Annotated in this window: 14 protein-coding genes; 1 reads left to right on the top strand and 13 read right to left on the bottom strand. The window is 39.3% G+C overall.

Annotation, left to right across the window (positions count from 1 at the left end):
• Nucleotides 1–318 precede the first annotated feature (318 nt).
• Nucleotides 319–1,302 carry a LacI family DNA-binding transcriptional regulator gene (locus MHI18_RS06615; RefSeq protein WP_340846593.1) on the bottom strand — a complete coding sequence of 328 codons (984 nt, stop codon included), beginning with the start codon at nucleotides 1,300–1,302 and terminating at the stop codon, nucleotides 319–321.
• Between the two features lie 163 nt (nucleotides 1,303–1,465).
• On the opposite strand from MHI18_RS06615, the gene MHI18_RS22130 reads away from it, so the two are divergent.
• Nucleotides 1,466–2,065: a YesL family protein gene (locus MHI18_RS22130; RefSeq protein ID WP_445669985.1), complete on the top strand. Its 600-nt coding sequence runs from the start codon at nucleotides 1,466–1,468 to the stop codon at nucleotides 2,063–2,065.
• 28 nt (nucleotides 2,066–2,093) lie between these two features.
• Here the strand turns inward: MHI18_RS22130 and MHI18_RS06620 are convergent, their stop codons facing one another.
• From MHI18_RS06620 to galU, 12 genes are all read right to left on the bottom strand, one after another.
• Nucleotides 2,094–2,861 carry a toxic anion resistance protein gene (locus MHI18_RS06620; protein WP_340846594.1) on the bottom strand — a complete coding sequence of 256 codons (768 nt, stop codon included), beginning with the start codon at nucleotides 2,859–2,861 and terminating at the stop codon, nucleotides 2,094–2,096.
• Nucleotides 2,858–3,496, bottom strand: a complete 639-nt coding sequence (locus tag MHI18_RS06625; RefSeq protein WP_040373793.1) for a 5-bromo-4-chloroindolyl phosphate hydrolysis family protein — start codon at nucleotides 3,494–3,496, stop codon at nucleotides 2,858–2,860. The genes MHI18_RS06620 and MHI18_RS06625 overlap by 4 nt, the downstream gene beginning before the upstream one ends.
• 760 nt (nucleotides 3,497–4,256) lie before the next feature.
• Nucleotides 4,257–4,760, bottom strand: a complete 504-nt coding sequence (locus MHI18_RS06630) for a VanZ family protein (RefSeq protein ID WP_340846595.1) — start codon at nucleotides 4,758–4,760, stop codon at nucleotides 4,257–4,259.
• A 25-nt stretch (nucleotides 4,761–4,785) separates the two neighbouring features.
• Nucleotides 4,786–5,760 (bottom strand): UDP-glucose 4-epimerase GalE, encoded by a 975-nt coding sequence (gene galE / locus MHI18_RS06635; RefSeq protein ID WP_340846597.1) that lies wholly within the window; start codon nucleotides 5,758–5,760, stop codon nucleotides 4,786–4,788.
• A gap of 28 nt (nucleotides 5,761–5,788) precedes the next feature.
• Complete coding sequence (locus tag MHI18_RS06640) at nucleotides 5,789–7,003, bottom strand: polysaccharide pyruvyl transferase family protein (protein WP_340846598.1); 1,215 nt, start codon at nucleotides 7,001–7,003, stop codon at nucleotides 5,789–5,791.
• Between the two features lie 2 nt (nucleotides 7,004–7,005).
• On the bottom strand, nucleotides 7,006–8,550 hold the full coding sequence (gene murJ, locus MHI18_RS06645; RefSeq protein ID WP_340846599.1) for a murein biosynthesis integral membrane protein MurJ: 1,545 nt from the start codon (nucleotides 8,548–8,550) through the stop codon (nucleotides 7,006–7,008).
• 3 nt (nucleotides 8,551–8,553) lie between these two features.
• A complete protein-coding gene (locus tag MHI18_RS06650; protein ID WP_340846600.1) occupies nucleotides 8,554–9,621 on the bottom strand; it encodes a glycosyltransferase family 4 protein in 1,068 nt (355 codons plus the stop codon).
• A gap of 26 nt (nucleotides 9,622–9,647) precedes the next feature.
• Complete coding sequence (gene pssE, locus MHI18_RS06655) at nucleotides 9,648–10,127, bottom strand: PssE/Cps14G family polysaccharide biosynthesis glycosyltransferase (RefSeq protein ID WP_340846601.1); 480 nt, start codon at nucleotides 10,125–10,127, stop codon at nucleotides 9,648–9,650.
• On the bottom strand, nucleotides 10,124–10,579 hold the full coding sequence (gene pssD / locus MHI18_RS06660) for a PssD/Cps14F family polysaccharide biosynthesis glycosyltransferase (RefSeq protein ID WP_340846602.1): 456 nt from the start codon (nucleotides 10,577–10,579) through the stop codon (nucleotides 10,124–10,126). Before pssD ends, pssE begins: the two co-directional genes overlap by 4 nt.
• Before the next feature lie 26 nt (nucleotides 10,580–10,605).
• Nucleotides 10,606–11,925 (bottom strand): UDP-glucose dehydrogenase family protein, encoded by a 1,320-nt coding sequence (locus MHI18_RS06665; RefSeq protein ID WP_340846603.1) that lies wholly within the window; start codon nucleotides 11,923–11,925, stop codon nucleotides 10,606–10,608.
• Between the two features lie 51 nt (nucleotides 11,926–11,976).
• Nucleotides 11,977–12,654 carry a sugar transferase gene (locus MHI18_RS06670; RefSeq protein WP_445669957.1) on the bottom strand — a complete coding sequence of 226 codons (678 nt, stop codon included), beginning with the start codon at nucleotides 12,652–12,654 and terminating at the stop codon, nucleotides 11,977–11,979.
• A 14-nt stretch (nucleotides 12,655–12,668) separates the two neighbouring features.
• Entirely contained in the window at nucleotides 12,669–13,562 is an 894-nt protein-coding gene (galU, locus tag MHI18_RS06675; protein WP_040372326.1) for a UTP--glucose-1-phosphate uridylyltransferase GalU, read from the bottom strand.
• Nucleotides 13,563–13,672 lie beyond the last annotated feature (110 nt).

Raw genomic sequence — 13,672 nt, forward strand, 5'->3', positions numbered from 1 at the left:
AAAGCGCTTACTTTTTAGCTAATATGAATAACGTTTACTATCTTTTTCTTGTGTAATTATTGAATAGGTTGGTAGATTACATGAGGATAAACTTGGTCATTCTGTAGGAGTAGATGAGCAAAGAGGTCTAAAACTTCTGCAATAATGATATTGACTATTTTTGAAGTTACGGTAAGTTCCTCCCTTTTGTTTATTTTTATTTCTAAAGACTAAAATGTAATCGTTTACATTTCTCTTCCATATTAATACGGTTGTACCATTTAGTCAATTAAATTTCTGAAAATACAGATTATTTATTTTCTAGGTCTATTACCGAACTTATGTTGACTCACGAATGACTAAATCATGGTCCAAAATAATGCTTTCAACCTTTTTGCCTTGAATTTTATTGATGATCATATTAGCAGCCATGCATCCCATTTTAAACATTGGCTGCGAGATTGTCGTCAGCGTAGGATGGGTCATGGTAGAAAAGCTGATATTATCAAATCCCACTAAAGCAATATCGTTGGGAATGTGTAACCCACTGGCATGGATTTCATTTAGAGCGCCAATGGCAAGAATATCAGATACAGCGAAGACAGCCGTTGGCCTATTAGAATGGGTTAATAACTGCCTCATTGCTTGTTGTCCCCCTTCAAATCCTAAACTTTCAGCATTGTACATCCAGGACTGGTTTAATTCAATTCCGAATTCTCTTAACGCTCTTTCATATCCTTGACGTCGCTCACGTGCATACAAAAACTTTTCATCTGAGTTGAGTAAGGCAATTTTCGTATGACCTATTTTGATTAAGTACCGAATCGCATGATAGGCAGCTAATTCATTATTAATGGTCGTATAAGCAATGCTTCCATCTATGTCATACTCGCTGCACTGGATAATGGGGTGATTTTCTGCAAGATCCATTAAATTCTTTTTATTAACCGTCGGATCCATTGATATAATGCCGTCCGCCAAGTGATTCTTAATTAAATTAAAATAAATGGATTCCCTTTTTGGATTTGAATTGGTCTGACAAAGGAGGATATTATAGTCTAGATTAATGGCCGTGTCCTCAATCCCCTTAATCACATCTGTGTAAAAAGGATTAGAAATACTTGGAATCATGACAAGTAAGAGTCTGCTTTCTAACTTTCTAAGATTTCTACCTAGGGTGCTGGGCTCATAATTTAATTCGGTAATAGCCTGTTCAACTTTGATTTTTGTAGTAAACGATACGGCGGAACTCTTATTCAGTACCCTAGAGACCGTCGCAACAGAAACCTGTGCCTTTCGTGCTACGTCATGAATATTCGCCATCCTATCACCTTCTTCCCATCATTAATGTAATCGATTACATTAATAGTAAGTTAATCAGTCAAAAAAAACTACATAAATATCCAATTTAACCTATTTTTGATAGAATACTTGTAACAGAACATATTCAGAGTTGAGGTGTAATGAATTGAAGGAACTTTTCAGTATGGACCGTCCTATTTATCGCACCCTAGAAAGCTTTTCAAATTTAGTTATTCTTAATTTATTATGGATTCTGATGTGTCTTCCCATTATCACGATATTTCCAGCTACTATTGCCATGTTCGGTGTCATTAGACAGTGGATAATTAAAGATGATGACAGAGGGCTGACTCGATCTTTTTTCTACCTCTTCAAGCAGAACTTTAGGCAAGGATTGCTCGTAGGCGTTATTATCCTACTATTTGGAACGCTACTAGCTGTTAACTTTTCTTTAGCCCTCCAGTTGGAAAATCCACTCAAAATGATGTATGTAGTTTTCTTATCTTTTCTCAGCCTATTATATACGTTTACCTGTATTTACTTGTTTCCGCTACTAGTTACTTACAAAGATACTTGGAAAAACCTATTTAAAAATGCCCTGTTACTATCTATTATTAATTTGCCACTCACCATGATCTGTATATTAATTTTATGCCTAAGTAGTATTCTTATCGTTTTCATCCCCTTAACGTTTATCTTTCTGTTTAGCCTGACCGCCTACGTTACTTATTACTTTTGCAGTAAATCATTTGAAAAAGTTAAATTCGTTCATGAACTTCCATAAAAAAAAGACCGACTGCCCGCAGCCGGTCTTACTTCACGTTATCCAATTCCCTTACCATTACATCAATCTCTTCCAAACTATCAGCAAATTGTTGCGCTGCGTCAGTTTGTTTCCGACTCAAGGTTCGGACATCCGCAATTTGCTGTTTCCAGAGAGGAATAATGTTTTGGAGAGCATGATCAATTTTACCATCGATCAGCTGGGTATTTCTTTGGAGCATTTTGATCTGTTCTCCGGTCTGCAGCAAGATCGTTCGACTGGTCATCAGCTCATACTTCCGCTCTTCTGCAGCTTGATGGAGCATGGTCCCAGATTGTTCAGCCCTCAAATCAGCCAAACGTAAGTCTAACGCAGACAGGTAAAGCTCCACCTCTGCATAAGACTCAAATGTAAGATGCTCAAGCTTCTCCAGCATCTTCCCATCTTCACGAAACACCCGAGCCAGGTGTGTGAGCTTCACCGCCATCCGATCAAGCTCTGCTTCGCTGCGATGTAACCTGGCAAGTGCTTCACGCTCAGGAATAGTCCGTCTCCAAAATAGCAGCCTGCTCCAAATACTACTGCTTTTTTTCCGGCTTTCAACGCTCAACCTTGCTACCTGCGATTTCAACAATTGCAGCTGTTTGGTTAGTTCATGACTTTCATGCTTTTGTACATGACGGAGGAGATAATGATTCAAGTCTGTACAAGCTCCCTGCACAATCAGTCCAAACTCAGCCACTGTTGACGCGTCAATTTGACTAGCTAATTTGCCTGCTTGATCACTCGCTCTCTGACCAGATACATTTATATTCATTTAATCAACGGCTTTTTGTTTAAGGTTTGCTTAGCCATATCAAGCTCCATATGCAGCGTCTGAATATCACCTTCAAGCAAGATACCTAGGTCGCTGTCAATTTGTTTCTCAAGCAATTTAATCGCATCACGTGTTTCATTCAGCGATATAACCAGATCGACTGTGCGATGCGGCTGCTTATTCAAAAAAGCATGCTTTTCCGTTAATTCAACAAGCGAATTCAAATGATAGAAATAAAAGGACTCAGCTTGATAAAAGCGTTTCGGCTCATTTCGGACGAGCGAATCAATCCGCTTAACCTTCCGTAATACTTCATAATTCTGTTTCGAGGCCAACAAATCTTTAAAGGAGAACATTGACTTCTGCAGACGTTTGATCTTCTCTTTACCCTCGATTAGATTTTCTTTCACAAATTTATATTCACGTCCGCTCATCCCGATATTCTTAAGCATTTTATGTCTTCCTACAACCTTAAGTCCGGTAAAGACAACCGCAGCACCCGCAAGTGCATATACTGACGACAATAAGTAGGAGATATCCATACCAATCCAACTAACTGCCCAGATTGAAAAACCTGACAACGACGCAATCCCAAGTGACAACACCGTGTACATGATGGATAGAATAGGCTTCATTTCGTTCACTCCCCGCAATCTTCCTTATCTATAGTCTAACAAATTCCGTTCCAATGCGCATCTATAAACCGCCTATCTTTTCATACATATGACGACACCTGCTTGAACATAACCCTTAGCAGTCTTTCCTTTATTATCACTTATAAAACCCTCCGGCGAATCTGGCGGAGGGTTTAACATGACTAGGGCTTGAGACGTATTTCACAAAAAGTTTTCATAATTTATATAATGTTTGAAGATTTGACTTCTTGCCATAAGTCTTTTTTTCTTTATAAATTTAGAGCGATATGAAAAATAGCGGATATACCTAGTAGGCATATCCGCTATTTGCATTTATTTACAATTTACATATCGGCGAATTTTTTATCTCCGCGTTTTGCGGCTGACGTAATGCTAATTCCAAATATGGTTATGATTGAGCCTGTAAGTACTCCTGCGATAAATGTGATCAATAGTATCTCCTCCTACGTTGTCTTAATTCACGAAAATTGTTCGAGAGTGGACCAGTGGAGAAATAATGAAGGTCACTATGTTTGCAGGGCTAATCCAAGTGGCTATGCCCTATTCACGAATTAAGTTTATAGGTATATAATACCTCTTATATTAATTAGTTAAACGAGTCTAAAGTACTATCTTTTTTCATTTTTAGGTAAATTCATCTATTTTACTAATATTTTTAAGGTGTAAAGAACTAGTTTTTCACTTTATTCGCAGTTAATACCTCATTAAGGAATAAAGCCGTGAGCAATATGCCACGGCTTTATTCTAGATTATGTTTTTTTCTTTTCAATCTTAGCTTATGGATGATCAAGCACCCAGTAATCCCAACAATGCCGCCAATGGTGTCCAAGACCACATCCATTTTAAGGGGCGTTCGGTTGCCGGTTCTACTTTGATGATATTCATCCAGAACCGCATAAAGAATAACGAAAATTAGGGAGAGGAACCAGCGTGCTTTGTGATGTTTTTTCATAAACAACGTGAGTAAGCTGTAGGTTAGGAATCCCCAAACAAAGAAAATTAACAGATGCGCTGCCTTACGGATGAAGAATTCAACGAATGTATCAACACCTAAATTTTCGGTACTAATTTCCCGGCCCCCATACATAAAGGAAACAAAGGAGAGTTTCTCTTTAAGATGAAAATCACTCAGATAATCATGTAAAATGGGTGTAATGTCCTGATCCTGGTAAGGCTGGGAGGAAAAATAGAAGATGAGCAGGGCCCAGAACATGAATACCACTGCAATCAGGGTCTTTTTCATGATATATCTCCTGCCTTTCTACGCTTTAGCTGAGAGGACTGCGCTGATGCCAGTTCCAGGCGCTTTCAATGATTTCCTTGAGCGGATAGTTGGGAACCCAACCTAATTCTTGCTCGATTTTTGCGGAAGAAGCAATCAGTTGTGCCGGATCACCTGCACGGCGCTCACTATAATCAATGGTTGCTTTTCTACCGGTTACGTCTTCACAGGTTTGAATGATTTCGTTGACTGAATACCCTTTGCCATTCCCTAAGTTGTAGGTTGCTGTTTCTTTGTCACCGTTCAATAAGGCATTGAGTGCAAGAATATGGGCGTTAGCAAGATCCGTTACATGAATATAATCACGAATACAGGTACCGTCCTTCGTATCATAATCACTGCCGAACACCGAAATCTTTTCACGCTTTCCTTGTAAATGCTCCAGCACAATCGGAATTAAATGCGTTTCTGGATCGTGATTTTCACCGATTTCAGCGGATGTATGTGCACCGGCAGCGTTAAAGTAACGCAGGACAATATAATTCAATCCATATGCTTTGGAGAAATCAGCAAGGATTTGTTCGACCATTAATTTCGAGTGACCATATGGATTAATTGGCTGCGTTACCGACTTCTCTGTTAACACATCGTCTTCCGGAATCCCGTAGGTTGCTGCGGTTGAGGAGAAGATGAATTTCTTCACCTTATATTTCAGCATCGTCTGCAGCAGGGTAAGTGTCCCCGCTACATTATTCTGGTAATACTTACTTGGATTAACAACCGATTCGCCTACTAAACTATTCGCTGCAAAATGCATGACGGCTTCGATTTGATGTTCTTGAAAGATTTTCTCTACGTCCTGCTCATTTCCAAGGTCACCTTCAAATAAAACAGCTTGCTTATCGACTGCCTTTCGATGTCCAGTTGAAAAGTTATCGAGAACACCCACGTCTTGTGTTTCAACCAGTTCCTTTACTAAATGGCTTCCAATATAACCGGCCCCGCCTACTACTAATATCATGGAGGATGACTCTCCTTTCATGTCTACCTTAGATTTCTTCTTTAATATAAATGGCAGGTTTTTCGCTGCTTTTCACTAGATTCGGAATATTTTGCTCTAATTTCTTGCGTACGGCTTCCTTGTTAGCCCAACAGTGATCGACTTTTGAAATTAACTCATCCGGTGTAATCTCATTAATTTCTACTACGTTTTCTTCTAAATCGAGCATTTCCATAATGCCGCGAGTTTTATGTTCATAATTAATGGCAATCGTTGGAACAAAGGAAGATAGCGCAAAGATATTAGAATGCATCCGTGTACCAATAAACATGTCCACTTTTGAGTAGAGATATTTCAGTTCTCTCGGCGAAAAATCAACATCTAGTAACCCGCTGGTCGTGATTCCTTCATCTTGAAGAATTTCTTTACTGATCAACCGGTCATCATTAAAGGGATTCGGTCCCAAAACCTGAGGCATCAACAAGACTTTTGCTTGATACTTCTTCTCAACATGCTTAATCACTTCTTGGATGCTTTCCACATAAGAACGTCTTCTGAAGTCTTTGTCTTCCATCTCAGGAAAATTCCAATCTCTCGCCGTTAAGCCAATAATCGGTCCTTTGTGATTTTCTTTCGCTTTTGCTAGAATGGCATCCACAAGTCCAGACGGCTTCGGCTCTAAGCTAAAGGCTGCATCCGGTACGACATGAACATTTTGATTATTGCAGCCGATTGTATTCAGCCATTCTTTAGAAATTGTTTCTCTGATATAGATTTGATCCACTTGATCGAGAATTTTCTTACTCATCTTCTGCATATAGCTGTTATAGAACGGCCCAATCGATTGAGCGTAGATAATAACCGGTTTTTTATAGTCAAACGCAATCTTGATTTGCACCAAGTGCTGTAATAGTGCCGTACTAAATCGGTGAGACAGGAGAAATCCGCCGCCGCAGCTGACCACGACATCTGCCCATTCATAATCAGAATCGATTCGCTTATCACTTCCGCTTAACAGCTTTAACAGTTTTCTCGCTGATAAGATCTTAGAGAGCTTAGAATCCTTCGGGTCGACGGAGATATTGGCGACACTTTCCTCTACTGATACATTCTCATAAAATAAACGATCAATGTCAGGAAATCTCGTTTTTATTTTGATACTGGCGTTTGGGATATGTTTATTAAACGAATCCAGCATGGCCAAAATGATACCTGCATCCCCTTTGTTTTGAGATGAATGGGCATTTATGATTAGGATATTCAATGCTATTCTCCTTTTTTAGGCAAAAATTTCGTAAAGAAGCGGGTGATTTGCTTGTCTCGCATACCGAGCAAAACGCCCAGATACACGACTGTAAATAGTGCAAAATAGATGATAAGAATGATGAGCTTGAAAAGAATCGACTGATTAGACTCCCAAGCGAAAAGCGGTGAATAAATCAGGATTGCCTTGATGGCCATTGCTGCAATCAGCAAGGAAAGACTCACCTTCACACATGCTGCCACAAAGTCTTTGTCCCAAATATTCGGCAAGTAATTCTTCAATTTATTCGTTAGCATCCAGACACTAATGATAATCCCAACTGAGGATGACAAGCCGAGTCCATATAAACCAAACCAGCTCACAAATAAATAGCTGAGAATCATGTTAAGTACTAAGCTGATAATGAGAATGACCATCGGTGTTTTCGTATTACCTAATGCATAGAAATTCCGGAGCACAAGTTCTCGAACGCCGACGAATACTAAGCCTAAGGAATAATAGAAAAAGACACCGCCTGTAGCAAGCTTCGCTTCTTCCCCAAATGCCCCTCGCTGGAAAAGGATTTCAACAATCTCTGAACCAAATAACATTAGATAGGCACTGACGGGTCCGACAACAAGAAAGATTAAGAGAATATTCTCTTTCGTCAGCTCGATTAACTCTTTCCGTTTCAAGTTATTCGCAAGCTTTGACACCTTCGGAAAGGAAATCGTAATCAGTGCCGAAATGAAAATCCCAATGACCATGCTTTTCAGTCTGTAGGCATACATTAAGGAGGAAATACTTCCTTCACTGAGTGTGGAAGCTAATAATCGATCCACTACTGCATTTAACTGACTAAACAAACTGCTCACGATGACGGGCATCGCCAGCAGCATAAAGCCCTTGGTATTTTCGTCTAAGAATTTCTTCGTAAAACTGAACGAATATTTCTCCCGCCGGAGAAAGCTATATAATAGAAGGAACTGAACAATAAAGCTGATTAGCGTAACCACTGCAATTCCGATAATCCCTAAACTTTTTCCATAAACTAGCAAGTAAATGATGATAATCGCATTATTCGGCAGGATGCTTAATGCAGGAATGAGAAACTTCTCATAGCTGTTTAACATATCTGTGAACAGCTGTATACAGATTACGATAAAGACTAGCGGAAATAATACCTTAAGCAGCTGAATAGAAAGAGCCTCCGATTCAGGGGGAAGGCCTGGTGCCAGCAGCTTTATAATCGGACTATTATCCATGAATAACGAGAGATAGAGAATCCCCGTTACGATAAAGAACATCGTGATAATGTTATTCGTAAACCGATAGGCTTCTTTTTTATTGCTCATATATTTGACGAACAACGGCAGAAAGACACTGCTGAGGCTTAATGAAAAGGTAATCGCCAATGTTGAGGGTGTTAATGCAATGAAATACGCATCCGATTCATAGGACGTCCCATAATAATAAGCTAAAAATGTTTCACGAAGAAAGCCTAATAGTTTACTTACCGTAGACAATATAAATAGGAGTATCCCTGCTTTGACAAGATTCTTGGACATGTCTCACTTACCTACTTTTGTCTGCAAATCTCGAAAAATCACAAGAAGATCGTCGATTGATGAATAGATATTAAATCGCTGATTGATTTTTTCCCTATTATTCTTCGACATGGATGTCTGAACATCCCGATGATCCAGTATGTAGGTTATACTCTTGACCATTTCATCGATTTCTCCTGGCTGAACCAGAATCCCATTTTCCGCTTCTACGACGGTTTCAATGGAGCCGACTCTCGTCGAAATGATGGGAACCCCATAGCTCATTCCTTCTAAAACGGACATCGGCATTCCCTCATTATAGGAAGGAAGCATATAGATCGCACTCTTCTGATAGATTTCCTCAATTTTCGCTTGATCGGAAATCCAACCCGGAATAACAAATAGCTCTTCTAAATCTAGTTCCTTAATCTTCTTCTTAATAATCTCGACATCGCCATCACCTGCGATAAGAAATTTATACTTTTTATCTATTTTCCCTTTTAAACGCTTGCCAACCTCTAGTAAATCATACGACCCTTTCCGTTGAGACAAGACCCCCATTGTTGAGATATAGACCTTCTCTTGTTGAACTGCCTCTTCTTCTTTAGGGAATACCGCATTATCCAAGGAAATAACCTTCGCCGTACTGATACTTTCGTAGAATTGTTTCCATTGCTGACCTAGCGCTAGAATGACATCTACTGAATTCAAGGTATTCTTGATTTCCCTTTGTTGACTTTCAGAGCTGTTATGATAAAAGTCTTTGAACTGTGAGCCATGCATATGTAAGACCATCGGAATCTTTCTTTTCTTTAACAACGCGATAATCACTTTCTTCCGCAGGAAGCTTCCCTTATAAGACATATGGATATGTGCAGCATCATAGTCTTTGCGCAGAATGATTAGTTGAAAATAAAGAAGTAAATACCTTGTAAAGAAATACAAGATATTTACTAGATTGTTACTTCCATAATACGTTGGAAAATAGGTAAGGTTGGCTTTTTCATTCAAGCCTGCTTCCATATAATTTTTCACAACCCGGGTAATCCCACCATTGACACGTAAATGAGATCCAATCATTAAAACATTCATTTTTTTCACCTTTTCCGTCCATCATATTATGTATGCAGCGCTGTTTCTAAAAGTTCAATAATATGGTTTGTATTCGATTGATACGTTCTGAACGTCATATTGACAACCTTTGCAAGCGCGTCTTCAAGATCGGCAATCTCGTATACGGCATAGATTAGTTTCGTATTCTCAAATTCCTCGATAATCTCAAATTGATGATTATCCACATGTTCGCCAAAGGCCTCTTGTCTTGGAACACCAATCACTTTTTTTCCTAGTTTCACACTATTAATGATGGACCCTGTTCCTCCATGTGTAATAACGATTTCACTGTTGTTAATATGCGTTAGAAAATCATCTTTTGACATAAATTGTTCAAATTGAAAGTGTTTTGGTTCATACTGACAGTAACCCGTTTGAGCGACGATCTCAGAACCGTTCATCTTCCCTGTTTCGATTAACCGGTCAACTTCCTTTAGCAGCCGGTCAAACTGAAATTTCTGTGAACCTACCGTTATAAAAATCAATAGATGCCACCGCCATAGATTGCTTTAGGGTAATGCTTGATCATATCTTCCCATTGAACTATAAACTGGTCTGCAATCTTATACATGAGTTTTCCCGTAACCGTAGGCGAACTAATTTTTGAAAAGGACTCGATAAAAATGACCTTTTTCCGGAATATCTTAGCAATCGTACACATCGGTACGGTTGCTAAAGCGCCTGTTGAGATCACAACATCGGGTTTTTCTTTTAAAAAGATGAATAGGGTTTGAATACTCAATAGCAGAAATTTAAAGATAAACGTTTTTTCTCTTCTGTTTACTTGAGGTACCTTGACGATATTCAACCCTTTTTTATTCATTTCATAGTTTGTTTTCTCTGTTAGAACAAAACTGTCGTACTTGTTCATCATCGGTGTCAGCATCAGCAGCTGCTCGAGGTGTCCTCCCGACGAAGCGGCAAAACAGATTTTCATGCTAATCCCAGCTTTCTTTGTGTGTGTTAAACGAGAACTTCCTGTCTTTTCGCTGCCCGGCCGATTGAATAGTAGGATTGAAGATTTGATCGTTGAATATCCTTTTGGCTAAAGCAATTTCTGCCATCATAGACATTTGAATTCCTCATTTGATCTTCGAACGTTGATAATGGTAGGTCTTTGATATCTGCCCATTCCGTCAAAATGAAGACCAAATCCGTATCCGCTAGTGCAAGAGCTGGTGAATCGACATATGTCACTTCAGCTGGCAGTACTTTCTTAGCATTATCCATCGCTACAGGATCATACGCTTTAACGTTTGCACCCATTTTCACTAATTCAGGAATGATTTCAAGCGAGGCTGCTTCACGAATATCATCCGTATCTGGCTTAAAGGCTAACCCAAGAATGCCGATGTTCTTACCTGCTAAAGAATCAAAATCTAGTAAAGCTTGGTTTAATAGTTTCTTTCTTTGCTTATTATTAAACTCAATGACTGCATTAAGCAGGCCAAATTCATAATCGACTTCATCAGCAATTTGTTTCAAGGCCTTTGTATCTTTAGGGAAGCAAGAACCGCCATAGCCAATGCCTGCTTTAAGGAATTGACTGCCGATTCGATTATCTAATCCCATTCCAAGCGCTACTTCCTCAATATCTGCATTCACCTTTTCACATACATTCGCGATTTCGTTGATGAAGCTGATTTTGGTTGCTAGGAAGGCGTTTGAAGCATATTTAATCATTTCAGCACTGCAAATATCTGTTTTGAAAATTGGAATCCCAAATGGTTCGTTTACTTGATGCATCACTTCAGCCGCAGCTTCGCTGTCTGACCCGATGACAATCCGGCTTCCATGAAAGACGTCATAAACGGCCGATCCTTCACGTAGAAATTCTGGATTTGAGACTACATCAAAGGCCACATTTGGATTTAGTTTGGTCAATTTGTCTTTAATATAGTGATTGGTACCGACTGGAACCGTGCTTTTCGTTACGACGATGATTTCCTTCTTCGTATAGTAGGCAATCTGTTCAACTACTTTATCAATAAAGGTTAAGTTAGCTGTTCCGTCCTCGTTTTCTGGAGTTCCCACAGCAATATAAACGATATCAAGATTAAGGAAAGTATCTGCGTAATTCGTAGTGAAATGCAAACGATCGGCAAGGATGTTTTCCTTCATTAAGTCTTCTAGACCCGGCTCGAAAATCGGGGAAATTCCTTGTTTCATTTTATTCACTTTTTCTTCATCAATATCGATACAGGTAACATGATGACCAATAGCAGAAAGTCCTACTCCAGTAACAAGTCCAACATATCCAGTTCCAACTACTGCAATATTCAAATCAAACAGCTCCTAATTAGTGAAAAGTATTTATTCAGCAATCCGTCATTTTTAATAGGCATCTTTTGATCCAACCAGCAAAAACACGGTTCTAAACATGATGGTCAAATCAAACATAAACGATCTCTGTTCAATATACTGAAGATCTAGCTCTACCATTTGATGAAAGCTTAAGTGATTACGGCCGCTTACCTGCCATAATCCTGTGCATCCCGGGGTGACTAATAACCGCTGTCTATCATAATTCGTATAGACTTCAACTTCACGGGGAAGCGGCGGGCGCGGGCCCACCAGACTCATATCCCCTATAAGAATGTTGAAGAATTGCGGAAATTCATCAATACTTGTTTTGCGGATGAATTTACCAATCTTCGTGATACGGGGGTCATCTTTCATCTTAAACATGGCCCCATCGATTTCATTTTGTGCTAATAATTCAGCTAGACGCTCCTCCGCATCCGAAACCATGGAGCGGAATTTATACATATCGAATTCTTCGCCGTTTTTCCCAATTCGTTTTTGTGAAAAGAAAACGCTGCCCTTTGGATCTTCTAGTTTAATTAAGATAGCAATAATTAATAGCGGAATAAATAAGACCAGCAGTCCACAGGATGCGCCTATGATATCGAACAACCTCTTCGAATAGCTGTATGCTTTTCTTTCTTTTACGACGATGGTGGATAGCTTCGTCTCGGAAAGCAAGGCTTCCTGATTCGCAAGATTTGACACATAGAGCCCTCCTTTTATACTTGTGTAACTTTTACTTTAGCAGCAGACGTAACTTCTAATAGATACTCCATAACTTCCTCTTGCAGCTCTTTGTTTTGCAAAGCGAAGTCAACGGTTGTTTTAATGAAACCAATTTTCTCACCGACATCATAACGAATTCCTTCAAAGTCATATGCGAATACACGTTGAATTTGATTTAATTGTTGAATCGCGTCAGTCAGTTGGATTTCTCCGCCTGCCCCAGTTTCTTGGCGATCAAGGAAACGGAAGATTTCTGGTGTTAGTACATATCGGCCCATAATAGCAAGCGTTGATGGTGCGGTTCCAGGCTTTGGCTTCTCAACAAAGTTATTCACTTGGTAACGACGACCTTCTTGAGACTCAGGATCGATAATTCCATAACGGCTAGTCAAAGCTTCAGGTACAGTTTGAACACCAATAACAGAGGCTAAGGTTTCTTCGTATTGATCAATAAGTTGTTTTAAGCAAGGTGTGTCGCTCTGCACGATATCATCACCAAGCAAAACAGCAAATGGCTCATCTCCAATGAAATTCCTAGCGCACCAAACTGCATGTCCAAGTCCTTTTGGTTCTTTTTGACGGATGTAATGGATGTCAGCAAGATTAGTAGAGTAACGGACTTTATCAAGTAAATCTAATTTACCTTTCGCCTGTAAGCTTTGTTCAAGCTCCATAGCAACATCGAAGTGATCTTCAATAGCCCGCTTCCCTTTCCCTGTTACGATAATAATATCTTCAATTCCTGAAGCAACTGCTTCCTCAACAATGTATTGGATGGTTGGCTTATCAACAATTGGAAGCATTTCTTTCGGCATTGCTTTGGTAACTGGTAAGAACCTAGTTCCTAATCCTGCTGCTGGTATAATTGCTTTACGTACTTTTTTCATGTTTATTCCTCCCCATTCTTTAGCGGACATTTATTCGCTAAGTAAAATAAATATCTAATGATAAGGCATGCTAATTTGCATGAACTATCATTAACTATCTATTGATTGTT

The sequence above is a fragment of the Peribacillus sp. FSL H8-0477 genome (genome assembly GCF_038002765.1).
Taxonomy (GTDB): domain Bacteria; phylum Bacillota; class Bacilli; order Bacillales; family DSM-1321; genus Peribacillus.